Raw genomic sequence first — 25,298 nt, 5'->3', positions numbered from 1 at the left:
TCCGCCTGGGCCGGCTCTCAAGGTCCATCCGGCCCGGCGCCGGATCCGCGCAGCCAGTCGGCCAGCGAGGGGCGGAAAGTGCCGCGGCTGCGCATGGCTTCGGCCGCGCACATGGAATTGAGCACCGCTTCCTGCGTGGCTTCGGCGGCGGCGCGGAACAATTCGTCGATGCGGTTCTCGTTGAGCGCCTTGAGGGTGACGAGATCCGCCGCCTCGTCGTGGTCAATGCTGACGGCGGTGCTGAAGCCCAGGGCGATGTCGCCGCTGCCATGCCCCCAGAACGCACCCAGCCGCGCCAGCCCCGCGCCGCACCGGCGCGTCACGCGCCTCATCTGGCGGCCCTCCATCGGCACGTCGGTGGCCAGGACGACGATGACCGATCCCTTCTCGGCGTCGGCCTTGGCGCGCGGCGAGGGGCGCCGCCCGTCGGGCAGGACGAGGTCGCCGGCGCGGCCGAAATTGGACAACACCAGCACCCCGAGGTGATGCTCGCGGCCGCCGAGCCGGAGCCGGCGCGAGGCGGTGCCGATGCCGCCCTTGAAGCCGAAGCAGCTCATGCCGGTGCCGGCGCCGACATTGCCCTGCCGGACTTCGCCGCCCTTGGCGTCGGCAAGGGCGAGCCTCACATGCTCCTCGGTGACGGCGAGCGCCTGGATGTCCGAGAGCGGCCCGTCGTTGCACTCGAGGACGACCGGATTGACGGTCGCCGTCTTGCGGCCGATGTCGGGATTGGCGGCGATCGCCTGCCGGATCAGGGCGTTGGCGCAGGTGCCTATGCCGAAGGTGTTGGTGAGCAGGATCGGCGTCTCGATGCTGCCGAGCTCCTCGAGCTGCATCAGGCCGACGCTCTTGCCGAAGCCGTTGATGACATCCGAGGCGGCAAGCACCTTCCGGCGGTAGAGATTGCCGCCGTGCGGGAGCACGGCGGTGACGCCGGTGTTGACGTCGCCGTCACGCAGCGTGTGGTGCCCGACCATCACGCCCGGCACGTCGGTGATGGCGTTGTTCGCGCCGATGGGCAGGGTGCCCACCGCTATGCCAAGATCCCGCGCGCTCATGTGTTCCATTTGCTCCCGTGCGGGACGTTCATACAGCCGGGCGGAGAGGCAGGCAAAGCCGATTGGTAGGGGGCTCATCGGCGGCGTCGGACCTACGGCCGTCCGAGTGTGACGCTACGGCAACAGTAAGGCACGAAGACGCAGGGCAACGTTTCCTGCTGCCTGGGCAAGGTTAGCGTATTCGAAGATTAGCGCTATGAAAGCCTACCATTAGGGGATTCTTTGGGGGCTACATGAAATTGCTACTTTCTACCGTCGTACTGGCGGCGCTTGCCACTTCGGCCTTTGCTGCCGATCCGACCGCGCCGATCGAGGGCCAGGCGGCCCGGCAGATTTCCGGCTACGGCGAAATCTATGGCGGCGGGCTGTGGACCGACCCGGAAAGCGACGAAGATATCTGGGCTGCCGGCGGTGCCGCGCGCGTCAACCTGCCGTTCGCCGAGCGCTGGAACGTCCAGGGCGACCTGACGGTTGACGCGATCGGCGCGGAAGACAACTCGCTCCGCAGCATCGGCGGCGTCGTTCACCTCAATTGGCGCGACCCGGCATCCTATGCGGTCGGCGGATTTGCCGAGGTCAAGACCTATGGAGCCTCGGGTCCCGGCTCCGACTTCTTCCCCGATATTTGGGACTGGCGGGTCGGCCCCGAGGCCCAGGTCTATTTCGACCGGGTGACTCTTTACGGCCAGGCTTATTATGGCAGCATGGAACTGGAGGGCGCCCCGGTCGACTTCAACCTGATGGGCATCCGCGGCGTGGTGCGCTATTTCGCGCAGGACAACCTGCGCTTCGATGCCGAACTCGGCTTCCAACGCGTGACCATCGACGAGGTCGACATCGACTTCGACACGATCGCCCTGGCGCTGCAGGCGACCTATCGCTTCGCAGAAACGCCCTGGTCGGTCTTCGGCCGTTATCAGTTCGAGGATTTGTCGATCAACGGCGCCGACGAGAGCTTCCAGTCGCACAAGCTGATGGTGGGGCTGCGCGCCAGCTTCGGAAGCGGCACCCTGCTCGACGAGGATCGCAACGGCGCGACGATGGATACCTATCGTCCGAATCTCGTCACGCCGTCGCTTTTTGTGGCGCCCTAAGACTACCTCCGCCGGGATGCGGCAACGCACTTCGGCGCCTCGCACCACGACCGATCATGCCCCGCTGCCGGAAAGGCGGCGGGGTTTTTGCACTGGCCCGGCCGTCTTTCAATCAATCGTGAACACGATCGGTTTGTCCGGCGCTACCGGATCGGCCACAGTGCCGACAACCGCCGAGAATCGAGCCTGGGAAAGGCGGCATGCCACCGAGGCGGGTCGCCTCGAGAATCGCGACGCTCGCGGTTGTGTTCTGTGGTCAGACCGAAGGAAAGGAAGCTCGAATGCCGACAACAAGACGCAAGGTGCTGCTGACGACGCTGATGGCGCCCATGCTCGTCGCGTTCAGCGGCCGGAACCCCAGCCTGGCGGCAGGGGATTCCATGGGAAAGGTCGCCATGATCTCGAGCGACGAGCTTGCAGGCATGCTGAAACGGAAGGACTTCGCCTTCGTGAATGTCCACATCCCCTATGAAGGCGAGATCGAGGGCACGGACGCATTCATACCTTTCGACAAGATGGACGAGAATCTCGACAAGCTGCCGAAGGACAAGAACGCCAAGGTCGTGCTCTATTGCCGAAGCGGCCGCATGAGCGCGGTGGCTGCGAAACGCTTGACCGAACTCGGCTACACGCAGGTGAGCGACCTGACCGGAGGGATGATCGCCTGGGAAGCCAGCGGCCGCCAGATCCTGAAGAAATAGGGTTCTTCAGGGAGGCCAAGGCGTGGCCTGTTTCAGGGTCAGGCCGAAAGTGGCAGAAGCCCCGGACTTGGCAGCATCGGCTCTCAGCAGGCTGGGAGCCGAATTGCTTACCGCCCGACGCGGGTTATTGGTGAGCTGGCCTTTTCGGGCTTCGCCACAACTCTGCGCAAGTGATTGAACTGGCTGGTGCCGCTTGCGTGACTCGAACACGCGACCCCATCATTACGAATGATGTGCTCTACCAACTGAGCTAAAGCGGCTTCCAGGCTGCGCGACCGGAGAGGCCGCGAGACGTGAGTGCCTGATAGCTTCAAAGCGTCGTGAATTCAAGACGCCTTCGAAGGGATTTATCAGGCCGCCAGCAGCAGGCTTCTCCGGTTCAGGCCGCGAGCCGGGCCTTGGCGGCGGCGTATTCGCGGGCAAGCCTCTCGACCAGTTCGGCCACCGGCACGACCTTGTCTATGGCGCCGATGCCCTGGCCGCAGCCCCAGATGTCCTTCCAGGCCTTGTATTTGCCCGCTTCCTCGAAATCCATCTTGGAGGGGTCGGAGACGGCGAGGTTGTCGGGGTCCATGCCGGCGGCGCGCACCGAGCCCTTGAGGTAGTTGCCGTGGATGCCGGTGAACAGGTTGGAGTAGACGATGTCGGCCGCCTTGGATTCGACGATCATCTGCTTGTAGGCGCCGGAGGCGCGGGCTTCCTCCGTGGCGATGAAGGGCGAGCCGATATAGGCGAGGTCGGCGCCCATGGCCTGGGCGGCGAGCACGGCACCGCCGTTGGCGATGGCGCCCGAGAGCAAGAGCGGGCCGTCGAACCACTGCCGGATCTCCTGGACCAGGGCAAAGGGCGACAGCGTGCCGGCATGGCCGCCGGCACCCGCGGCAACCGCGATCAGGCCGTCGGCGCCCATCTTGATCGCCTTGCGGGCGTGGCGGTCGTGGATGATGTCGTGCAGCACGATGCCGCCATAGGAATGGACGGCCTGGTTGACCTCCTCGACCGCGCCCAGCGACGAGATGACGATAGGCACCTTGTACTTCACGCACAGGCGCAGGTCGTGCTCGAGGCGGGTGTTCGAGCGATGCACGATCTGGTTGACGGCGAAGGGGGCTGCCGGACGGTCCGGATTAGCGGTGTCGTGGGCGGCGAGTTCCTCGGTGACCTCGGCCAGCCATTCGTCGAGCTGGGCCTCGGGGCGGGCGTTGAGCGCGGGGAAGGAGCCTATGATGCCGGCCTTGCATTGGGCGAGCACCAGCGGCGGATGCGAGATGATGAACAGCGGCGACCCGACGACGGGGATGCGCAGCTTGTTCTCGAGGATTTCAGGCAATGCCACGTGTCGCTCCCGCTTCTTTGACGTTTTCGTAAACGTCATATCTATCCCAAATCGGGCCGTGGCGGCAATGCCGCAAGGCGGGACCTGTTTTCACGGCTCATCAACGGCATTGTATCCGGTTTGACGACAAAACGCGGGCGATGCCGTTGATTGATGCCGCCTCTGTCGCTAACCATCTGGCAACACAGGCGTGGTTGCGAGGAAAATCGGTTGGATTCGATCGAAAAGGCGATCCGGAACGCCTTCGAAAAGGGCGATTCCGAAAACCGCGAATTTCGCGAGAAGGTGTATCGCGCGGCCTTTGCGGCGCTCGACCGCGCCCTGAAATCGAACCCCGCAATGACCGTCGAGGCGGCGATCAACCGGCGCAAGGCGCTGCAGGCGAAGATCACCGAGATCGAATCGGAATTCCAGCCGGCCCGCCCTTCGGTCGTCGCCGACCTGGGCGCAGCAAGGCCGGGAGCGGCGCCGGAAGTGAGGCTCGGCGGCAACGGCGGTCGCGCGGCGCCGGAGGTGTCGATCGGCGGCAACGGCAAGAAGGCGCCGAACGTGTCGGTCGGCGCGAGCCCAAACGGCGCGAAGGCCTCGGGGGTGACGCCGGTCGTGCCCGACATCATTCCCGACAGGCCGATGCCACCTGCCGCCGGGATCGACGAGAAGCTGACCAGGGCGGAGCGCAGGCGGGCCGACCGCGCGTCGCGCCGAACCGAAAGGCGGCGACCGTTCGCGGCGATGTTCTTTGCCGCGACGCTGCTTGCCATGGGCGGCATCGGCGCCTGGTGGGCGGTGCAGACCGGACTGTTCAAGTCGGCGGAAGAGATCGACACGTCGGTGCCGAACCCGCCGCGGCAGCTCGAGAGCGAGGATTTCGTGCCCGGCGGGGCCAATTCGGGGCCGGCGCGGCAGGGCGAGCACGACCAGGCCCGCAACTGGATCTCCGTCTTTTCGCCCGCCGATCCGACCGACGTCAGCGCGCCGAGCGGGGCCAGCGCCGAGATGACCCAGGACGATACCGGCCGCTTCCTCAGGATCCGCTCCGGCAAGGGCGCTGCCGCGATCAGCTTCGACGTCGGCCTGGGCGTGTTGCAGCAGATCGCCGGCAAGCATGCGGTCTTCGACGTGGTCGCCCGTTCCGAGGACGGCAAGGAGACGCAGATGGCGATCGACTGCGACTTCGGCGAACTCGGCGACTGCGGCCGCAAGCGCTATCTCGTCGGCTACGAGCGCGGCGAATACCTGTTCGAGATGGACGTGCCCGACAAGCAGCCAGCCCGCGGCGGCACCATCGCCATCAGCCCTGACTTCGAGCAGCAGGGCAAGGCGGTCGACATCTACGAGATCAGGGTGTCGGTGACCGAGTAGCTGTCGGCCTTTCATCGGGCATGATCTTGTCCGAAGACCGGCGTCCACTTTTCGGGACCATGCTTAGTCGAGCAGCGCCTGCAGCGTCTCGATGCGGTCGGCTTCCGCCGGCGGCTTGTCCCAGCGCAGGCGCGAGATCCTGGGGAAGCGCATGGCGACGCCCGACTTGTGGCGGGTCGAGCGGTTCAGGCCCTCGAAGGCGACCTCCAGCACCAGCCCGTTGGCCCTGTCGGCACGGACCGAGCGCACCGGACCGAAACGCTCGATGGTGTTGTCGCGGACGAACTTGTCGATCTGTTTGAGCTCCTCGTCGGTGAAGCCGAAATAGGCTTTTCCCACCGGCACCAGCTCTTCGGCACCCTCCGCTCCCGACCATACGCCGAAGGTGTAGTCTGAATAGAAGCTCGAGCGCTTGCCATGCCCGCGCTGGGCGTACATCAGCACGGCATCTACCGTGTGCGGATCGCGCTTCCACTTGAACCACGGGCCCTTGGGGCGGCCGGCGAGGTAGGGTGAATCCAGCCGCTTCAGCATGACGCCCTCGATGATCGGGTGCGGCGGGCTGCTGCGCATCTCCTCGAGCTGCGCCCAGCCGTCGAAGGCGACCAGCGGCGACAGGTCGAAGCGGTCGGGATCGAGCGTGGCGACGAAGGCTTCGAGGCGGGCGCGGCGCGTGGTGAAGGGGTGCTCGCGCAGGTCCTCGCCGCCGAGCTGCAGCAGGTCGTAGCAGCGCACGAAGGCTGGATAGCGGTCCTGCATCCTGGCCGACACGGTCTTGCGATTGAGCCGCTGCTGCAGGTCCGAGAAGGTGCCGGTCGCCTCGCGGGGCACGCCGACGAGCAGCTCGCCGTCGAGGGCCGCGTCGAAATCCATGGCCGCGACCACGTCGGGGAAAGCGCCGGAGACGTCGTCGCCGGTGCGCGAATAGAGCCGGCGGATGCCGGCCTCGGCGACGGCCTGGACGCGGATGCCGTCCCATTTCCATTCGGCGGCGTAGTCGGCGGGATCGAGCCTTTCGAGGTCGCCGTCACCGAGCGGGTTGGACAGCATGACCGGCCGGAACAGCGCACGCGCAGCCTTCTCGGGTTTCGGCGCCTTGCCCTCCAGCCAGGCGAACAGGCCGGCATAGGGCGGGGCAAGACCGTGCCACAGCTCCTCGATCTCGGCGACGTCGACCGCGCCGAGATCGGCCAGCGCCTGCTTGGCGAGCCGGGCCGAGACGCCGATGCGCAGGCCGCCGGTGACGAGCTTGATGATGGCGAAGCGGGAAGAGGTGCCGGCCTGGTCGAGCAGGCGCGCGAGCACGGCCGGGCCGTCGGAGCGGCTGGCGGATTGGAGTTTTTGCACCACCTCGGCCAGGGTGATGTCGTGGCTTGGTTTGTGTTCTGGAAGACCCCCACCCCTTACCCCTTCCCACGAGGGGCAGGGGGATTCTGAGACGCTGACGTCCTCCTCCCCCTCGTGGGGAGGGGTGGGGGGTGGGGGTGACGCAGGCGATGCGCGGCCGCCAGGTTCAGGCCAGACCAGCGACACCGTCTCGGCGAGGTCGCCGACATAGTCGTAGGAATAGCCGAAGAGGATGGGGTCCATGCGCTCGGAGACGAGCTGGCGCAGCATCGCCGGCTTGACCGAGGCGATGTCGAGTTCGCCGGTCAGCGCCGCGAGCGCCAGCCCGCGGTCGGGGTCTTCGACAGCGCGGAAGTGGTCGGTGATGAGCTTCAGCTTGCCGTTTCGGGACGGCGTCAGCACCAGGCGGTCGAGGAGTTCGGCGAAGCGGTTCATGGGAGAACTGCTTCCGGCGAGGTCTTCGCTCTACGTTGCCCCCCTCTGGCCTGCCGGCCATCTCCCCCGCAAGGGGGGAGATCAGTCTCGTCGCCGGCGGTGTTCGTCCTGCAAGGTCGCAGAGTGAGCGGAGACGGCGACGCTGCCAATCTCCCCCCTTGCGGGGGAGATGTCCGGCAGGACAGAGGGGGGCGCTGTCCCGCAAACCGAACAGTGTTGGTCGAGCAGAGCCTGTAAAGGATAGCGGATGTGACCATCCTCAATCGCCCTCATCCTCATAGCCCACCAGATGCAGAGGCCGCGCCGCTATGCCGTTGAGCTCGCACCAGCGCACCAGCGCCTCCTCGCGGCCGTGGGTGACCCAGACTTCGCCGGCGCCGGTTTCCGCGATGGTGGCGGTCAGCTCGTTCCAGTCGGAATGGTCGGAGATGATCAGCGGCAGTTCGACGCCGCCCTGCTTGGCGCGCTGGCGGATGCGCATCCAGCCCGAGGCGAAGGCGGCGAGCGGGTCGGGGAAGCGGCGGGCCCAGCGGTCGGCGAAGGTGGAGGAGGGCGCGACGATGATCGCGCCGGCGAAGTCTGCCTTGTCGCCGTCCTCGACGGTCGCCGGCTGGAGCTCGCCGAGGTCGACGCCCTGGCTCTGGTAATATTCGCTGAGGCGGGTCAGCGCGCCGTGGATGTAGATCGGCTTGTCGTAGCCCTGGTCTCGCAACAGCCGCATCACGCGCTGCGCCTTGCCGAGCGCATAGGCGCCGACGAGGTGGGCACGTTCGGGAAACTGCTTGGTGGATTTCAACAGCTTGCCGATCTCGCCGGAGGCGTCTGGGTGGCGGAAGACCGGAAGGGCGAAGGTGGCCTCTGTGATGAACACGTCGCAGGGCACCACCTCGAAGCCAGCGCAGGTCGGGTCCTTGGCCCGCTTGTAGTCGCCGGAGGCGACGATGCGCATGCCGTTGCGCTCGACCGATATCTGCGCCGAGCCCAGCACATGGCCGGCGGGGTGGAACGACACGGTGACGTCGCCGAGTCGGATCTTCTCGCCCAGTGCCATCGCCTGGGTGGTACCGGCGAAATCCGGCCCGCAGCGGATCGCCATGATGTCGAGCGTCTCGCGCGTCGCCAGCACCTTGGCGTGGCCGGGGCGGGCGTGGTCGGAATGGCCATGTGTGATCAGCGCGCGGTCGACCGCACGCACCGGGTCGATGTAGAAATCGCCTGGCGGGCAGTAGAGCCCCTCGGGGCGGGAGTGAAGCAGGTCGCTGGGCCGCATCCCATCAAGATAGGCATTTGCCGCTTGCGTGGAAGGCCGGTTTGGCAGTAATGCGCGCCACCTTCCTTGTCATGGATTGCCGCGCTTGACGCCGTTGCAGCTCTCTTCCAACGACCTGCTTGCCGACCGGCGGGCGGACTATGCCGAAATGCTGTTCGCCTCGGGCGACCATGCCGCCGCCGCCGAACTGATGCTCGGCGCGCTGGAACTCGCGCCCGGTTGGGCGATGGGCTGGTTCCGACTGGGCGAGATGCAGGAGGCAGCCGGCGCGCTCGACGCCGCTGCCGAGGCCTGGCGCATGTCGCTGAAGCTCGAGCCTGCCGACCGGCCGGGGGCCGCGCTCAAGCTGCAGCTGATCGGGGCGGCACCCGCCGCCGACAGCCCGCCCAGCGCCTTCGTCGAGATGCTGTTCGACCAGTATGCGGAGAAATTCGACCACGCGCTGGTCGAGACGCTGCACTACCGCGTGCCGGAGCTTCTGGCGGCGGCGATCGGGGCAACGGGGCGCAACGCGTTCGAGCATGCCGTCGACCTCGGCTGCGGCACCGGCCTGATGGGCGTGAAGCTGAGGCCTGTGGCGAAGCGGCTGGATGGCTACGACATCTCCGCCGAGATGCTGCGCAAGGCCCGCGACAAGGGCGTCTATGACAATCTGGTCAAGGCCGATTTGCAGGAACTGGAGTTCGCGGGCGAGGCGGCCGATCTCGTCACCGCGGCGGATGTGTTCATGTATCTCGGCGCGCTCGATCCTGTGTTCGCGAGCGTCATGAAGATGCTGGCGCCGGGCGGCGTCTTTGCGTTCTCGGTCGAGCGCTTTGCCGGCGAGGGCGCCTTCGCGCTCCAGGAGTCGCGCCGCTACGCGCATTCCGAGGCCTATGTGCACGGGCTGATCGCCGCCGCCGGCCTGAAGCTGGTGTCGCTGGAGCGCGCCGTCATCCGCCAGGACCGCCGCGAGCCGGTCGAGGGGCTGATCGTGGTGACGCAGCGGCCGGCCTAGCGCCGGCTGCTGCCGCTCGGGCTGCCGAGCATGCCGCGCGAGCGCAGCGGCTTTTCCGCGGGCTTTGGGGTGATGCCTGCCTGCTTGTTCAGCGTTTCGATCTGCGCCTGAAGCTCGCGGACGAGTTTTTCCAGCTCGGTGATGCGGGCTTCGTGGGAGGCTGTGTCGGTCATGGTGCGGGCTCGGATTTGTGGGGTCGCCATTTGATACGGCAGCCCTCGGGATGCAAGTCGGGTAACTCGCGTTCCGTTCCACCCCCCTCTGCCCTGCCGGGCATCTCCCCCACAAGGGGGGAGATTAGTCTCGTCGCCGGCAATGCTCGTCCTGAAAGGTTGCAAAGGGCAGGCTGCTACGTTGGCGATTGGCTGCGGCGCCGGCGAAGGCCTAATCTCCCCCCTTGTGGGGGAGATGCCCGGCAGGGCAGAGGGGGGTGGGACGGATCACGGCCTACGAAGGTCTCTTGATCCCTTTTTGTTCCAGATTTCGCTTGGCGCGGCACGATCCCCGCGCTAGGCATGGGGCGTGACGAGCCAAGCGCGACTGGAGCCGAATTCGAGCCCTGCCATGCTGCCGGAACCATTCGTGCGATGGTTCGCCGAGCGTGGCTGGTCGCCGCGCGCGCATCAGCTCGATTTGCTGGCAAGTGCCCAGCAGGGCAACTCGGTGCTGCTGATCGCCCCCACCGGCGCGGGCAAGACGCTGGCCGGGTTCCTGCCGGCGTTGACGGACCTGGCGGTCAGGCCGAAGAAGCGGCCGGGCGAGCCGCAGCGCGGCGTGCACACGCTCTACATCTCGCCGCTCAAGGCGCTCGCCGTCGACATCGAGCGCAACCTCGGCAAGCCGGTCGACGAGATGAACCTGCCGATCACGATGGAGACGCGCACCGGCGATACGCCGCAGCACAAGCGCACCCGTCAGAAGCTGTCGCCGCCCGACATTTTGCTGACGACGCCGGAACAGCTGGCGCTGCTGATCGCCTCGCCCGACGCCGACCGCTTCTTCAACGGCCTGCGCTACATCGTGCTGGATGAGTTGCACTCGCTGGTGACCTCCAAGCGCGGGCATCTTTTGTCGCTCGGGCTGGCGCGTCTCAGGGCCTTCGTGCCGAACCTGCAGGCCATCGGCCTGTCGGCGACGGTGGCCGAACCGGACGAGCTGAGGCGCTGGCTGGTGAGGCAGGGCACTTTGCCCTCCCCCTTGTGGGGGCGCGCAGGACGGGCGAGACCTGCTGCTCGCCCCGGTACGTCGACGCGCAGCGTCGGAGTGGGGGTGACTTCCAGCGGCGCAGGCGAACCCCCACCCCGCCCTTCGGGCGGCCCTCCCCACAAGGGGGAGGGTGTTGGCAGCGCCAACATGGCCGATCTGATCACCGTGTCGGGGGGAGCCAAGCCCGAAATATCAATCCTCGATTCCGAGGAGCGCGTGCCGTGGTCGGGCCATTCGGCGCGTTATGCCATCCCCGATGTCTACGACGCGATCCGCAGGCACAGGACGACGCTTCTGTTCGTCAACACCCGCAGCCAGGCGGAGCTCTTGTTCCAGGAGTTGTGGCGCGTCAACGACGACAATTTGCCGATAGCGCTCCATCACGGCTCGCTCGACGTCGGCCGGCGCCGCAAGGTCGAGAAGGCGATGGCCGACAACAGCCTGCGCGCCGTCGTCGCCACCTCGACGCTCGACCTCGGTATCGACTGGGGCGACGTCGATCTCGTCGTGCATGTCGGCGCGCCCAAGGGTGCCAGCCGGCTCGCCCAGCGCATCGGCCGCGCCAACCACCGGATGGACGAGCCGAGCCGGGCGATCCTGGTGCCGGCCAACCGCTTCGAGGTTCTTGAGTGCCGGGCGGCACTGGAGGCCAATTATCTCGGCGCGCAGGACACGCCGCCGCTGATCGAGGGTGCGCTCGACGTGCTGGCCCAGCACGTTCTGGGCTGTGCCTGCGGTGCGCCATTCGACGCCGATGAGCTCTATGCCGAGGTGACGGGCGCGGCACCCTATGCCGGGCTCGACCGCGACAGCTTCGACCGCGTCGTCGATTTCGTCGCCACCGGCGGCTACGCGCTGCGCAGCTACGAGCGCTATGCCCGCATCCGCAAGACCAAGGACGGCAAGTGGCGGGTCTCCAACCCGCGCATCGCCCAGCAATACAGGCTGAACGTCGGCACCATCATCGAGGCGCCGATGCTGAACGTGCGGTACACGCGCGCCAAGGGCAGGGTGGGCGCAGGCAGCGCCGCATCGGTTGCGTTGCGCGGCGGGCCGGTGCTCGGCAAGATCGAGGAGTATTTCGTCGAGACCCTATCTGTCGGCGACATGTTCATGTTCGCCGGCAAGGTGCTGCGTTTCGAGGGCATCCGCGAGAACGAGTGCTACGTCTCGACCGGCGGCGCCGGCAACGTGCTGGTGCCGTCCTATGCCGGCGGCAAGTTTCCGCTGTCGACATACCTCGCCGACCAGGTGCGCGGCATGCTGGCCGACCCCGCGCGCTGGAAGGCGCTGCCGGAGCAGGTGGCCGACTGGCTGCGCATCCAGCAGGAAAAATCCGTGCTGCCGCGCAAGGAAGACCTGCTGGTCGAGACCTTTCCGCGCGGCGAGCGCTTCTACATGGTGGCCTATCCCTTCGAGGGCCGGCTGGCGCACCAGACGCTCGGCATGCTTTTGACCCGCCGCCTGGAGCGCATGGGCGCGCGGCCGCTCGGCTTCGTCGCCACCGACTACTCGCTCGCCATCTGGGCGCTGGGCGACCTCGGCCACATGTTCAGGGCGAAAAAACCGTCGCTGGCCGAGCTGTTCGACGAGGACATGCTGGGCGACGATCTCGAGGCGTGGCTGGCCGACAGCTGGCTGCTCAAGCGCACCTTCCGCAACTGCGCGGTGATCTCCGGCCTGATCGAGAAGCGTTTTCCCGGGCAGGAGAAGAGCGGCCGGCAGGTGACGGTTTCGGCCGACCTCATCTACGACGTCTTGCGCAGCCATGAGCCCGACCACATCCTGCTCAGGGCGACGCGGGCGGATGCCGCGAGCGGGCTGCTCGATGTCAGGAGGCTGGCCGAGATGCTCTCGCGCATCCGCGGCCGAATCGTTCATAAGATGCTCGACCAGATTTCGCCGCTGGCGGTGCCGGTCATGCTCGAGATCGGCAAGGAGCCGGTCAATGGCGAGGCGCACGACTCCCTGCTTCTGGAGGCGGCGGACCTGATCGAAGAGGCGATGGGAAGCGCATGAACCTAGCCGCGCGCGATCTGACCAGGGCAGGCTGCGAGGTGATCGCGGTCGCTGGCGTGCGCGCCGCCTGCGACTGGCGCGGCGTCGCCCATTTCCCCGAACTCGACCTGCTCGTCGTCTCCGACCTGCATCTGGAGAAGGGGTCTTCCCATGCCCGCCGCGGCCGGCTGATCCCGCCCTATGACACGGCGGCGACGCTTGCCCGCCTGGCCGAGGTGGTCGCGGACTACCAGCCGCGTACCATTGTCAGCCTCGGCGACAGTTTTCACGACGGCGAGGGCGCCGAGCGCCTGCCAGATCCGTTCCGCGTGAGCCTGACGGCCATGATGAAGGGGCGGAACTGGTTCTGGATCGCGGGCAACCACGACCCCGAGGCACCGGCCGACCTGCCGGGCGAGACGGTCGAGGAACTGGCGGTCGCAGGCCTCGTGTTCCGCCACGAGCCGTCGGCCGGCCATGCCGAGGGCGAGATTGCCGGGCATCTGCATCCCTGCGCCAGGATCGTCCAGCGCGGCCGCTCGGTCAGGCGGCGCTGCTTTGCCAGCGACGGCGCGCGGCTGGTGATGCCGGCCTTCGGCGCCTTCACCGGCTCGCTCAACGTGCTCGACCGTGCCTACAGGGGCATGTTCCGCGAGGGCGCGCCGACCGCCTACATGATCGGCACCAGCCGGGTGTATGCGATTGCGGGATCGCTTCTGCGGCCGGGGTAGGGTTGTTCAGAGCCCCTCACCCTTACCCTCTCCCCGTAAACGGGGCGAGGGGGACATCGGCGTAGCCGCTTGTCCTTCTCCCGTCATTGCGGGGAGAAGGTGCCGGCCCTTCGGTAAACTCAGGACCGGATGAGGGGCAGCGCGAAACCTGCCCGGGCCGCCTCAGTCTTTCCGGAAGATGATGCGTCCGAGCCAGCCGGTGAACATGGCAAGGGCGATGGCGAAGAGGCCGTAGCCGAAGCCGTGGTCGTTGGCGAAGCGGTAGATGGTCTGCTCGAAGCCCGATTTGACGATGGCGAGCTGGGTCGAGGTTTCCTTGACGAACAGGCCGTTGCGGAACAGGAAGGCGCGCGCCTTGTGGGTGCCGACCGGCACGTTGGGGGCGAGGTGGAGGGTGGCGCGGAACAGGTTCTGCGACAGGAACTGGACGCCGCCGACATTGTCGGAGTAGAGGCCGAGCCCTTCCTTGCGCTCGCGCAGCGCGTCGGTGAACTCCTGGATGGTGACGGGGTTGCCGCGCTTGTCGTCGGGCTCGAGATAGATGTTGGGGATGCCGAGCGACAGCTGCTTGTAGCTGTTGGGGGTGGTGACGTCCTGCGGCGGCCGGGTGGTGGCCATGGAATAGGACACCGGCACGTTGACGAAGGTTTCCGAGCGGGTGTTGATCCACATGCCGAGGATGCGGTCCTTGCGGCGCACCACCACCGGGCGGGCCGGCCCTTCGAGCACGACGATGACGTCGTAGCGGCCCTGGCGGGTGACCTGGGGGTCGGCGTTCTCGAGCGCGCCGAAGATGGTGAGGTCGGCGCCGGCGAAGTCGGCGGTGATGGCGACGCGGTCGGTGGACAGCCCGATCTGGATGTTTTCGGCAGGGACCTCCTGGGCCCGGGCCGGAAGCGCCGTGGTCAGAATGGCGGCGAGCGTGGCTGCGAGGGCGGCGGTGGCCGCGGCCGCCTTCACAGCGTGCCCCCGCTGGGTGCAGTCAGCGAATAGAGGTTCTGCGGCTTGACGAAGAGGTCGAAGCCGAGGCGGAGCGCGACGGCCAGCACCAGCAGCGCAAGCAGGGCGCGCAGCTGCTCGCCACGCAGCTTCTGGCCGGCCTTGGCGCCGTATTGGGCGCCCGCCACGCCGCCGATCATCAGCACCAGCGCCAGGATGATGTCGACGGTCTGGTTGGTCGAGGAATGCACCAGCGTGGTGAAGGCGGAGACGACGACGATCTGGAACAGCGAGGTGCCGACGACGACGTTGGTGGGCACCTTGAGCAGGTAGATCAGCGCCGGCACCATGATGAAGCCGCCGCCGACGCCCATGATGGCGGAGAGGAAGCCGATGCCGGCGCCGATGCCGAGCACGGGAATGACCGAGACGAACAGCTTCGAGGTGCGGAAGCGCATCTTGAAGGGCAGGCGGTGGATCCAGTTGTGCTGGCCCGACTTCTTCAAGGCCGGCGGCACGCCGCCCTTGGTGAGCCGCAGCGCATTGACGCTTTCGACCAGCATCAGCCCGCCGACGGTGCCGAGGAAGACGACGTAGAGCAAGGAGATGAACAGGTCGAGCTGGCCGATGGCGCGCAGCAGCGCAAAGACGAAGGCGCCGGCGGCCGAGCCGGCGATGCCGCCGACCAGCAGCACCGTGCCGAGCTTGAAGTCGAGGGTGCCGCGCTTGAGATGGGCGAGCGCGCCCGAGAAGGAGGAGGCGATGACCTGGTTGGCGCCGGTGGCGACCGCGATCGCCGGCGGGATATTGTAGAAGATCAAGAGCGGCGTGATCAGGAAGCCGCCGCCGACCCCGAACATGCCCGACAGGAAGCCGACCGCAGCCCCCATCGCCAGCAGCACGAACACGTTGACCGACATTTCCGCGATCGGGAGATAGATGCCCACCCGTCAGTCTCTACAAAATAAACAACATGCCGCCGCCCGTTTGCGGGCGCCGGTGCACCAGGAACCTGTGCATGTTCCTATCCGAAAATCGCTGTCGATCTCCGGGGACATGCCGTAGCGGCTACTTGCGCCGACATTGCGGCGAAGTCAAACGAACCGCGCTCGAAACGGAAAATATCTCAATCAGTTAACCGCCCGGTAAAGACGGCGGCGACAAACGCCGCCGTTCGGCGCTCATTTGCGGTCGAGCAGTGCCTGAACCAGCTTGCGGTCGACCTCCCCGGTCGGGGACATGCCGTTGTCCTTCTGGAAGGCGACGATGGCGTCCTTGGTCTTCTGGCCCATCATGCCGTCGGGCTTGCCGGCGTCGTAGCCGTTCTTGTTGAGGATGGCCTGGACGTTGCCGATGGCCTTCTTCACGTCCACGCCGGCAGCCGGGGCCTCCTGCCAGGCGGCGGGAACGTCGGCGGAATTGGCGGCGGGGTCGAGGGCCTTGGCCTGCCAGAGTTCGGCCGCCGCCTTGGCGCGCTTGAGCTGTTCCGGCGGCAGCGCCTTGGCGACCTCGTCACGCTTGGAGGCGGCGTCGGCATCGCCCTGCTTGGCGACGAGGGCGAACCACTTGTAGGACTCCTCGAGATTCTGCTTCATGCCGACGCCCTTGGCGGCGAGGATGCCGAGATTGAACTGGCTGTCCTTGACGCCGAGTTCGGCGGCGTCGATGAACCAGCGGGCGGCCGTGTCGTTGTCGACGGTTCCGTCGGCGCCCATGGCGAGCAGCACCGCCAGGTTGTGCATGGCGCTGGCATTGCCCTGCGCGGCGGCGAGCTGGTACCAGGTCTTGGCCTTCGAGACGTCGCGGTCCACGCCGAGGCCCTTCTCGTACATGTTGCCGATGCGGTACTGGGCCGGGGCGAAGCCGAGCTCGGCCGATTTCTCGTACCATTGCGAGGCGGACTTCAGGTCCGCGTCGCGGGCTTCGGCGAAGCGGACGCCGATCTCGAACAGCGCCCTGGGGTCGCCGGCATTCGCCGCCTCGCGCAGCGCCATGGGGCCGATGCTCCCGGGTACCGCCGGCATTGCCGCGGGCACCGTTGCCGCCGGGGCCGGCTGCTCGGAGACGGCCGGCGCCGCCGGGATGGACTGGGTGCTGCTGCGATCGAGCGCCAAGTCGACCGGGGCGGTCTCGCCGACATCGTCCATCGGCTGTTCCGCACTTGTGACTTCGACGGCCGGGGCGGCCGGCATCTCGGCGGCCTTGGGGGCGATCGCTTCCTTCACCGCTTGGGCCGGTGCTTCGGCCTTTGCAGCCTCGGCAGGTGACCGGGTGACGATACTTGCGGTCGCTACCGGATCGTCGAGGAACGCCTTGCCGAGCTGCATGCCGGCAAGGGCGAGCATGACGGCGCCGACGGCCATCAGCACCGACTTGCGCCGCGCCTTGATCAGGTCGCCGATGCGCAGTGCCCGCACCGGGCCCTTGAGATCGGAACTGCGCTTCAGTGCCTCGGCCTCGGCGGCCGCGGCCTGGGCGGCGCGGCGGGCCGCCGCGATGAAATCGGCCTTGGCGGCGTCGGTCTCGCCGGCGCGTCCGGTCTGGCCGCGCTCGTCGCGGACGCGGCGCATGATGGCGCTGAGGTCGGGTGCGCCGGAGCCGGGCTCCAGCGGACGATTGACCACCTTGGGGTCGAGCGGCGCGTCGAGCGAAACCTCGGGCGTCGAAACGATGGCCACCGGCTCCGAAGGTTCCGCCGCGGCCGGCTGTTCCTTGGGCTTTCTCGCGAAGGCGCGGGCGATGCCGCCGAACATCGAGCTCTTGCCGGGCTTCTGCTCGTTCTTGTCGGCGCGGACGCCGTCGAGCGCGGCAACTGCGGCGGCGGCTTCCGCCGCGGCCTGGGCCGGGCTGCGGGCGCTGCGTTCATCCGGCACCAGGCGGTCGGTGCCGCGGCGGCCGAAGGTGGCGGGCTCTTCCGGCAGCGGCGCCGGTTCGTCGGGCGCCAGCGACGGGCTTTCGAGCACGGTGCGCACCGGCTCCGACTCAGCGATCGGCGCGGTGAGCAGTTCGGCGACCGAGGCCGGCGGCATCTCGGCCGGCGCCTTGCCGCTGCTTTCCAGCGAGCCGAGGCGGTCGACGATCTTGAGCAGCGTGTCGTGGATGGCTTCGAAGGTCTTGCCGTTGCGCTCGTCCGAGCGGCGCGCCAGCGCCTCGAGCGCCTTGAGGTCCTGCGCCAGGCCCTCGACGGCGACCGACTCCGCGGCCGAGCCGGTGAAGCCGCGCACGGCGTCCTCGGCAGCCTGGCGGGCAGCCTCGACGAGGGCGCGATGGTTGCCCGCGATCGAGCGCTCGATCTCTTCGAGACGCGGATGGATGTCCTCGAACTCCGGCAGCGACGCGCCTGGACGGGCGAGATGCGCCGACAATTCGCTCACCTGCGCCTCGAGGCTGCGGATCAGGCCCGGATCCATGCTTGCGACCTGGGCCGAGGAAATTTCGAGACGGTGCGAGATGTCCTCGAGCCGCTTTTCGAGGCCGCGCATGGCCTGCTCGGTCGCCGCGTCGGGGCGATTGGTTTCGAGCCGCTGGGCGAAGGCGGTGAAGCGTGCGTCGATCGCCTCCATGATGCCGCGCTGGTCGGCGGCGGGTTGCGCCGACTGCCGGTCGAGCCGCTGGGCGAGGTCTTCGAGGCGGTGCTCGAGGTCGCGGAACAGGGCGTTGCCGTGTTCCATCGCATCGCCCTGCCGGCGTTCGAACACGTCGGCGAGCGCGTCGAAGCGCTGCTCGATGCCCTCGAAGATCAGGCCGGTGTCGGGTGCGGCCGGCTGGCGCTCGATCCTGTCGGCGATGAGCGAGATCTGGCGGCCGAGGCGCTCGACGGCCTGCTCGGGCACGTCGCTGCGCGCCGCGATGTGGTCGACGCGGTCGGAAAGCAGGTTGAGGCGCTCGATGATCTCGGCGGTCGGCTGGTCGGCGACGACTTCCTCGATCTGGGCGGCCAGCGCCGCGATGCGGGCCTCGACGCGCTCGAAGGGGGCGGGGTCGAAATGCGGCTGGGCGGCGACCGTCGAGGCGACGATGGCGCGCGAGATTTCGTCGAGCCGCTCGTCGATCAGGCCGAACATCTCGTCGCTGTGGCTGTCGCGCTGGCGCACGAACTGCTCGACCGCGCTGGCGAGCGTACGGACCTTGTCTTCCATGGTCCTCAGCGACAGCGATTCGGGCAGGTTGCCGACGGCGTCGTTGATCTGTTCGAGGCGATGGGCGAGTGCCGCCAGCGCCGGATCCGCGCCTTCGGGTGCCTGGCCGGCCGACATGCGGTCGGTGAAATCGTTCCAGCGGCGATCGAACTCGTCCCAGCGGCGGTCGACGGAGCGGACGGTTTCTTCGCGTGCGAGGCCGGCGACGGAGCCCCGCAACTGTTCGAGCTCGAGTCGCAGCATGCTGATGCTCTTGTCGTCGCTGCGTTCGGCCAGCGACTGGATGGCGCCCGACAGGCGGTCCAGCTCGTGCCCGAATTCCGCATTGTCCGCGCCAAGCGAGCCGGAGCGGCCGGCGACGTCGATTTCCTTGCGCAACTGGTCGAACTCGCGCTGCAGGCCGACGCTCATCTGGTGGCGCATCTCGTCGCGCAGGGCGCGCAACTCGCCGGCGATCTTGCCGATCGCGGCGACGCCGTCCTCCTGTCCGCGAACCCGGTCGATGTCGCGGACGATCGCCTGGTAGGGGCGCTCGTAGGGCTTGCTGCGGCCATACTCGCCGCGCGGGACGTAGCCGGGCGCCGGCGCCTGGCGATAGTTGGAGCGAGGCGTCTCCGCGCTTTCATCGTGCGAGCGGTCGAGCCGCGCCTCGAGCTTTTCAAGCGAACGGTTGAGCTCCTCCAGCGACACGTGCTCGCGGCGCTGCCTGCCGGAGTTGAGGGAGTCGATATAGGACCGCTTGCTGTTCATCGAAACGCCCGTTGGTCAGAGTGCTGGCAGAAGACCAGAGTCTCAAATCCTTGCCGGGATCGGGGTCTGCGAAGCGCCGCGCGGAATATGGCTTCCGGGGCTCTCGCCGCCCTCCGAAACCGTGAACAATTCGATACATGATGACCACGGGAGAACCGACATGCGCACATTTCCCCCAACGTGGTAAACAAGCCCTTAACCAAGCTTAAGAATGTGCGACATCGCGGCACCCTGCCGCACGGTGAGGTGCGACCAGATTTCCCTTGCGTAGGGTGCGCCTCATCGTTATAGCATTTACGTAAACGTAAGTCGGGTGGGGAACACCCGCTTAAGTGCATTTACACAGCAACCACGATCGAAAGCCCTCCCCCCTTCGGCTTTGATCAGAGCACCGCAGGCCACGCCGCCATGCTCGCAATCGGGGATATCGGAAGTAGATGATGAAGCTCGTATCGGTCGCCGAAGCCGCGGCCAATGAAAACAATCTTACCGGTGAGGACTATGTCCGTATCGGCGAGATGGCGAAGAAATACAGCGTGACACTGAGGACGTTGCGATTCTACGAGGACAAGGGGCTGCTCAACCCCAAGCGCGAAGGCTCGACCCGCCTCTACACGCGGCGCGACCGCGCCCGCCTGAAGCTGATCCTGCTCGGCAGGAAGGTCGGTTTCTCGCTGCGCGACGTCAAGCAGATGATCGATCTCTACGATCCGAGCGGCACCAATTCGAAGCAGCTTCGCCTCACCATCGACAAGTCGGAGAAGCAGCTCGGCCGCCTGCAGAAGCAGCGCCAGCTGCTCGACGAGGCGATCGACGAGCTGACCAACCACATGACTGTCGTCCGGCAGATGCTGGCCGAGCGCACGACACCGCAGGTCAGCGCGGCAGGCTGAGCCGCACGGCCAGAGCAACGATTTGGACGGCCCGGCCGGGGAGACCCTGCCGGGCCGTTCTGCGTTTGCAGGGCGCGCGTGGCGAGGGTTTCGACTCCAAAGCCGGCATCAGCAAAAATTGACGTTTACGCAAACGTCAATTTTTGCTATTCGCGGTTCGACAAGCGGTTCCGTGTCGCATAGCGTCTCGTCGGAGCCGGCACCAACTTGCTTGGAGGAAGAGCATGCCGATATTCCGGGCCCCGGTCGAGGACACCCTTTTCGTGCTGAACGACGTGCTCGGCTACGAGCGCTACGGCAACCTCGCCGGTTTTGCCGACGCCAGCGCCGACGTGCTGGAGGCGATCCTCGCCGAGGGCGCGAAGCTTGCCGAAAACGTCATGCATCCGCTCAACCGCGTCGGCGACATGGAAGGCTGCGTCCGCAACGACGACGGCACGGTGACCACGCCGAAGGGCTTCAAGGAAGCCTTCGACCAGTATCGCGAAGGCGGCTGGATGGGCCTGGCCGTGCCGGCCGAGCATGGCGGCCAGGGCCTGCCCTATACCGTGCATTCGGCGGTCGGCGAATTCATGTCCTCGGCCAACATGGCGCTGATGATGTATCCCGGCCTGACCCAGGGCGCGATGGCGGCGATCCTCGTCCACGGCTCGGACGAGCAGAAGGCGACCTGGTTGCCCAAGATGGTCGAGGGTACCTGGACCGGCACCATGAACCTGACCGAGCCGCATTGCGGCACCGACCTCGGCCTGCTGCGCTCCAAGGCCGTGCCCAACGGCGACGGCTCCTACAGGATTTCCGGCCAGAAGATATTCATCTCGGCCGGCGAGCACGACATGTCCGAGAACATCGTGCACCTGGTGCTGGCCCGCATCGAGGGCGCGCCGGAAGGCGTGAAGGGCATCTCTTTGTTCATCGTGCCCAAGTTCAACCTCGACGCCCAGGGCAATGCCGGCGAGCGCAACGCCGTCTCCTGCGGCTCGATCGAGGAGAAGATGGGCATCCACGGCAACTCGACCTGCGTCATGAATTATGACCAGGCCAGGGGCTTCCTGCTCGGCGAGGCCAATGGCGGCCTGAAGGCGATGTTCACGATGATGAACGAGGCGCGCCTCGGCGTCGGCCTGCAGGGCCTGGCTGTTTCCGAGGTCGCCTACCAGAACGCCGTCGCCTACGCCAAGGACCGCCTGCAGGGCCGTTCGCTGACCGGCGCCAAGGCGCCCGAGAAGAAGGCCGACCCGATCATCGTCCACCCCGACATCCGCCGCAAGCTGATGACCATGAAGGCCTTCAACGAGGCCGGCCGCGCCCTGGTGCTGTGGACCGCGATCAACTCCGACGTCGCCCACCGCTCCGGAGAGGCAGGCGAGCGCCAGGCGGCCGAGGACCACATGGGCCTGATGACGCCCGTGGTGAAGGGCGTGCTGACCGACAAGGGCTTCGAGCATGCCGTCATGGCGCAGCAGGTCTTCGGCGGCCACGGCTATATCGAAGAGCACGGCATGAGCCAGTTCGTGCGCGATGCTCGCATCGCCATGATCTATGAAGGCGCCAACGGCGTGCAGGCGCTCGACCTCGTCGGCCGCAAGCTCGGCCTCAATGGCGGCCGCGCCGTGCAGGCCTTCTTCAAGGACGTCGGCGAATTCTGCGAGGCCAACCGCGCCGACGAGAAGATGGCGCCCTACACCAAGGGCCTGAAGAAGGGGCTCAACGACCTGCAGGCCGCGACCATGTGGCTGGTGCAGAACGGCATGGCCAACCCGGACGATGCGGGTGCCGCCTCGACCGACTACATGCATCTCTTCGGCCTCGTCGCGCTCGGCTACATGTGGGGCCGGATGGTGAAGGCCGCGCAGGACAAGCTCGTGGGCGGCGCCAGCGACCAGGCGGCGTTCCTGGAGACCAAGCTGGTGACCGGCCGCTACTTCATGGAGCGCGTCATGCCCGAGACCGCGGCGCATCTCGCCCGCATCTCGACCGGCTCGGCGACCATGATGGCGCTTCCGGCGGAGGCGTTCTAGAAACGTGATGTCCGGCTTGGCGTTTCTTCGCACCCCCCTCTGCCCTGCCGGGCATCTCCCCCGCAAGGGGGGAGATCAACAGTTTCAGTTTCAGCGCTCGTCCTGCAACGTCGGAGATTGGCGGATGCCATCGCGACAGCCAATCTCCCCCCTTGCGGGGGAGATGGCCGGCAGGCCAGAGGGGGGTGTCTAGACGGTGACTTTGGGAGGAAGCGAATGATCAACCCAGCCGAAGTCCTTTCATTACCCAAGCCCGCCTGGGCGGGCGAGGAAGTCGGTATGCTCTACGACATGGCACACCGCTTCCTGACGGAAGAAATCCTGCCGCGCTACGACGAGTTCGAGAAGAACGAGATGGTCGACCGCGCGAGCTGGGAGAAGGCGGGCGCGGCCGGCCTGCTCTGTGCCTCGATGCCCGAGGAATATGGCGGTTCGGGCGGCACCTTCGCCCATGAGAGCGCCATCATCGAGGCAATCGGCCATGTCGGCGTCGACGGCTTCGGCATCGCCCTGCACAATTCGATCGTCGCGCCCTACATCCTTCACTACGGCTCGGAAGAGCAGAAGAAGAAGTGGCTGCCCAAGATGGCGACCGGCGAGCTGATCGGCGCCATCGCCATGACCGAGCCGGGCGCCGGCTCCGACCTCCAGGGCGTGAAGACGCGCGCCGAGAAGGACGGCAACCAGTACCGCATCAACGGCTCCAAGACCTTCATCACCAACGGCCAGCTGGCGAATCTGATCATCGTCGTGACCAAGACCGACCCCTCGCAGGGCGCCAAGGGTACCTCGCTGATCGTCGTCGAGACCGACGAGGTCGAGGGCTTCGAGCGCGGCCGCAACCTCGACAAGATCGGGCTGAAGGCCAACGACACCTCCGAGCTGTTCTTCAACGACGTGCGCGTGCCGACCTCCAATTTGCTCGGTGCCGAGGAAGGGCAGGGCTTCGTGCAACTGATGCAGCAGCTGCCGCAGGAGCGACTGCAGATCGGTACCGGCGCCATTGCCATGATCGAGCGGGCGCTCGCCGCCACCATCGATTACGTCAAGGAGCGCAAGGCCTTCGGCAAGGCGATCCTCGATTTCCAGAACACCCAGTTCAAGCTGGCCGAACTCAAGACTGAGGCGACGATCGGGCGCGTCTTCTACAACGACTGCGTCGCTCGTCACATTTCCGGCGGCCTCGATCCGGTAACTGCCTCGATGGCCAAGTACTGGCTGTCGGACCTGCAGTGCAAGATCGTCGACGAGTGCCTGCAGCTGTTCGGCGGCTATGGCTACATGAATGAATATCCCATCGCCCGCATGTATCGCGATGCCCGCGTGCAGCGCATCTACGGCGGCACCAACGAGATCATGAAGCTGCTCATCGCGAGGAGCTTGTAGCGGAAGATTGAACCACCCCCACTCCGGCCCTGCGGGCCACCTCTCTCCCTGCCCGGGGGAGAGGAACCCAAGCTGGAGTAGCGCCGGGACAGCTTGCCTTTCCTCTCCCCCGTCGAACGGGGGAGAGGTGTCGAGGCGAAGCCGAGACGGAGCGGGGGTCGACTGCAGACGCAAAGCCATGCGGAGAAATCGCAGGGCTTGGCCTTAAAGGAGACGAAAAATGGCTGACGCTTTTGTCTATGACGCCGTGCGCACGCCGCGCGGCAAGGGCAAGAAGGACGGTTCCCTTCACGAAGTCCCGGCGGTGCGCCTCGGCGCCAAGGTGCTGGAAGCCCTGCGCGACCGCAACGGGCTCGACACCGCCCAGGTCGACGACATCATCTTCGGCTGCGTCGACCCGGTCGGCGAAGCAGGCTCGGTGATCCCGCGCTCGGCCGCCTTCGAGGCCGGCTATGACAACAAGGCGCCGGGCATGCAGATCTCGCGCTTCTGCGCTTCCGGCCTCGACGCCATCAATTTCGGCGCGGCCAAGATCGCGCAAGGGGCAGACGAGATCGTCATTGCCGGCGGCGTCGAGTCGATGTCGCGCGTCGGCATGGGCATGTCGGGCGGTGCCTGGTTCATGGACCCTTCGGTCGGCTTGCCTGCCTGGTTCATGCCGCAGGGCGTGTCGGCCGACCTGATCGCCACCAAGTACGGTTTCTCGCGCGACGACGTCGACGCCTATGCGGTCGAGAGCCAGAAGCGCGCCGCCAAGGCGTGGGAGAAGGGCTACTTCAACAAGTCGGTCGTGCCGGTGAAGGACCAGAACGGCCTGACCATCCTCGCCCATGACGAGCACATGCGCCCGACCACCGACATGCAGTCGCTCGGCCAACTGCAGCCGTCCTTCGTCATTCCCGGCGAGATGGGCGGCTTCGACGCGGTCGCCGTGCAGCGCTATCCGGAGCTGGAAGAGGTCATCCACGTCCACCACGCCGGCAATTCGTCGGGCATCGTCGACGGCGCGGCGGCAGTGCTGCTCGGCTCGAAGAAGGCCGGCAAGACGATGGGCCTCAAGCCGCGCGCGCGCATCCGCGCCTTCGCCAACATCGGCTCCGAGCCGGCGATCATGCTGACCGGCCCGGTCGACGTGACCGAGAAGCTCTTGAAGCGCGCCAAGATGAAGCTCTCGGACATCGACCTGTTCGAGCTCAACGAGGCCTTCGCGAGCGTCGTGCTGCGCTACATGCAGGCCTTCGAGATCCCGCACGACAGGATCAACGTCAATGGCGGCGCCATCGCCATGGGCCACCCGCTGGGCGCCACCGGCGCGATGATCCTCGGCACCGTGCTCGACGAACTCGAGCGCCGCGACCTGAACACGGCACTCGTGACGCTGTGCATCGGCGCCGGCATGGGCACCGCGACGATCATCGAGAGGGTGTGACGCTTTTCCTTCTCCCCGTTCACGGGGAGAAGGTGGCCCGCCCCTCGATTGAACTCGGGAGGCCGGATGAGGGGCTGCGCCTGGATCGGCGACGTCAACTCCGCCCCTCACCTGCCTGCCGGCATCCTCTCCCCGTAAACGGGGAGAGGCCCGCAGTTTCACCGTCGCGCTCTTTCGCTGACGCAACAGATTTTCAAGGAGGAACT

General features: G+C 66.9%; 18 protein-coding genes and 1 tRNA gene. 10 read left to right on the top strand and 9 right to left on the bottom strand.

Features of this window, described 5'->3' with window-relative positions; all coding sequences use genetic code 11:
- Positions 1–17: 17 nt before the first annotated feature.
- Positions 18–1,058 carry a P1 family peptidase gene (locus J2X50_RS18010; protein ID WP_429096998.1) on the bottom strand — a complete coding sequence of 347 codons (1,041 nt, stop codon included), beginning with the start codon at positions 1,056–1,058 and terminating at the stop codon, positions 18–20.
- A 233-nt stretch (positions 1,059–1,291) separates the two neighbouring features.
- On the opposite strand from J2X50_RS18010, the gene J2X50_RS18005 reads away from it, so the two are divergent.
- Both J2X50_RS18005 and J2X50_RS18000 read left to right on the top strand, forming a co-directional pair.
- A complete protein-coding gene (locus tag J2X50_RS18005; protein ID WP_429096997.1) occupies positions 1,292–2,152 on the top strand; it encodes a hypothetical protein in 861 nt (286 codons plus the stop codon).
- A 281-nt stretch (positions 2,153–2,433) separates the two neighbouring features.
- Entirely contained in the window at positions 2,434–2,853 is a 420-nt protein-coding gene (locus J2X50_RS18000; protein WP_429096995.1) for a rhodanese-like domain-containing protein, read from the top strand.
- A 184-nt stretch (positions 2,854–3,037) separates the two neighbouring features.
- Here J2X50_RS18000 and J2X50_RS17995 read toward each other — a convergent pair.
- Positions 3,038–3,113: transfer RNA gene (locus J2X50_RS17995), tRNA-Thr, on the bottom strand.
- Positions 3,114–3,232: 119 nt separating this feature from the next.
- Positions 3,233–4,189 (bottom strand): NAD(P)H-dependent flavin oxidoreductase, encoded by a 957-nt coding sequence (locus tag J2X50_RS17990; protein WP_429096993.1) that lies wholly within the window; start codon positions 4,187–4,189, stop codon positions 3,233–3,235.
- A gap of 210 nt (positions 4,190–4,399) precedes the next feature.
- Here J2X50_RS17990 and J2X50_RS17985 point away from each other — a divergent pair, with 210 nt between their 5' ends.
- A complete protein-coding gene (locus J2X50_RS17985) occupies positions 4,400–5,551 on the top strand; it encodes a hypothetical protein (RefSeq protein WP_429096992.1) in 1,152 nt (383 codons plus the stop codon).
- A 63-nt stretch (positions 5,552–5,614) separates the two neighbouring features.
- On the opposite strand, the gene J2X50_RS17980 is transcribed toward J2X50_RS17985, so the two are convergent.
- Both J2X50_RS17980 and J2X50_RS17975 read right to left on the bottom strand, forming a co-directional pair.
- A complete protein-coding gene (locus J2X50_RS17980) occupies positions 5,615–7,333 on the bottom strand; it encodes a cisplatin damage response ATP-dependent DNA ligase (protein ID WP_429096991.1) in 1,719 nt (572 codons plus the stop codon).
- A gap of 259 nt (positions 7,334–7,592) precedes the next feature.
- Positions 7,593–8,603, bottom strand: coding sequence for a ligase-associated DNA damage response exonuclease (locus J2X50_RS17975; protein ID WP_429096990.1), 1,011 nt, complete (start codon positions 8,601–8,603; stop codon positions 7,593–7,595).
- An 85-nt stretch (positions 8,604–8,688) separates the two neighbouring features.
- Here J2X50_RS17975 and J2X50_RS17970 point away from each other — a divergent pair, with 85 nt between their 5' ends.
- A complete protein-coding gene (locus J2X50_RS17970; protein WP_429096989.1) occupies positions 8,689–9,600 on the top strand; it encodes a methyltransferase domain-containing protein in 912 nt (303 codons plus the stop codon).
- Here the strand turns inward: J2X50_RS17970 and J2X50_RS17965 are convergent.
- Positions 9,597–9,773 carry a hypothetical protein gene (locus tag J2X50_RS17965; protein ID WP_429096988.1) on the bottom strand — a complete coding sequence of 59 codons (177 nt, stop codon included), beginning with the start codon at positions 9,771–9,773 and terminating at the stop codon, positions 9,597–9,599. The two genes, J2X50_RS17970 and J2X50_RS17965, sit on opposite strands and share 4 nt — an antisense overlap.
- Positions 9,774–10,164: 391 nt before the next feature.
- Here J2X50_RS17965 and J2X50_RS17960 point away from each other — a divergent pair, with 391 nt between their 5' ends.
- Both J2X50_RS17960 and pdeM read left to right on the top strand, forming a co-directional pair.
- Entirely contained in the window at positions 10,165–12,825 is a 2,661-nt protein-coding gene (locus J2X50_RS17960) for a ligase-associated DNA damage response DEXH box helicase (protein ID WP_429096987.1), read from the top strand.
- Positions 12,822–13,535 (top strand): ligase-associated DNA damage response endonuclease PdeM, encoded by a 714-nt coding sequence (gene pdeM / locus J2X50_RS17955; protein ID WP_429096985.1) that lies wholly within the window; start codon positions 12,822–12,824, stop codon positions 13,533–13,535. Before J2X50_RS17960 ends, pdeM begins: the two co-directional genes overlap by 4 nt.
- A 162-nt stretch (positions 13,536–13,697) precedes the next feature.
- On the opposite strand, the gene J2X50_RS17950 is transcribed toward pdeM, so the two are convergent.
- From J2X50_RS17950 to J2X50_RS17940, 3 genes are all read right to left on the bottom strand, one after another.
- Positions 13,698–14,495, bottom strand: a complete 798-nt coding sequence (locus J2X50_RS17950) for a TIGR02186 family protein (protein ID WP_429096982.1) — start codon at positions 14,493–14,495, stop codon at positions 13,698–13,700.
- The gene (locus J2X50_RS17945) at positions 14,492–15,421 is read right to left on the bottom strand and encodes a sulfite exporter TauE/SafE family protein (protein WP_340036281.1); all 930 of its coding nucleotides are present in this window, start codon (positions 15,419–15,421) and stop codon (positions 14,492–14,494) included. Before J2X50_RS17945 ends, J2X50_RS17950 begins: the two co-directional genes overlap by 4 nt.
- A 234-nt stretch (positions 15,422–15,655) precedes the next feature.
- A complete protein-coding gene (locus J2X50_RS17940; RefSeq protein ID WP_429096980.1) occupies positions 15,656–19,363 on the bottom strand; it encodes a peptidoglycan-binding protein in 3,708 nt (1,235 codons plus the stop codon).
- Positions 19,364–19,803: 440 nt separating this feature from the next.
- Between J2X50_RS17940 and J2X50_RS17935 the strand changes: the two genes are divergently transcribed.
- The 4 genes from J2X50_RS17935 (at position 19,804) to J2X50_RS17920 (ending at position 25,092) form a co-directional block, all read left to right on the top strand.
- Positions 19,804–20,256 carry a MerR family transcriptional regulator gene (locus J2X50_RS17935; RefSeq protein ID WP_429097042.1) on the top strand — a complete coding sequence of 151 codons (453 nt, stop codon included), beginning with the start codon at positions 19,804–19,806 and terminating at the stop codon, positions 20,254–20,256.
- Between the two features lie 224 nt (positions 20,257–20,480).
- Positions 20,481–22,277 (top strand): acyl-CoA dehydrogenase, encoded by a 1,797-nt coding sequence (locus tag J2X50_RS17930; RefSeq protein WP_429096977.1) that lies wholly within the window; start codon positions 20,481–20,483, stop codon positions 22,275–22,277.
- Between the two features lie 216 nt (positions 22,278–22,493).
- A complete protein-coding gene (locus J2X50_RS17925; protein WP_429096974.1) occupies positions 22,494–23,663 on the top strand; it encodes an acyl-CoA dehydrogenase family protein in 1,170 nt (389 codons plus the stop codon).
- Between the two features lie 220 nt (positions 23,664–23,883).
- Positions 23,884–25,092: an acetyl-CoA C-acetyltransferase gene (locus J2X50_RS17920; RefSeq protein WP_429096972.1), complete on the top strand. Its 1,209-nt coding sequence runs from the start codon at positions 23,884–23,886 to the stop codon at positions 25,090–25,092.
- Positions 25,093–25,298: the final 206 nt, after the last annotated feature.

It is taken from the genome of Aminobacter sp. BE322 (genome assembly GCF_050433525.1).
Classification (GTDB): domain Bacteria; phylum Pseudomonadota; class Alphaproteobacteria; order Rhizobiales; family Rhizobiaceae; genus Aminobacter.
The sequence above is the reverse complement of the archived record's forward strand: the minus strand, read 5'-3'. Positions and strand labels throughout refer to the sequence as shown.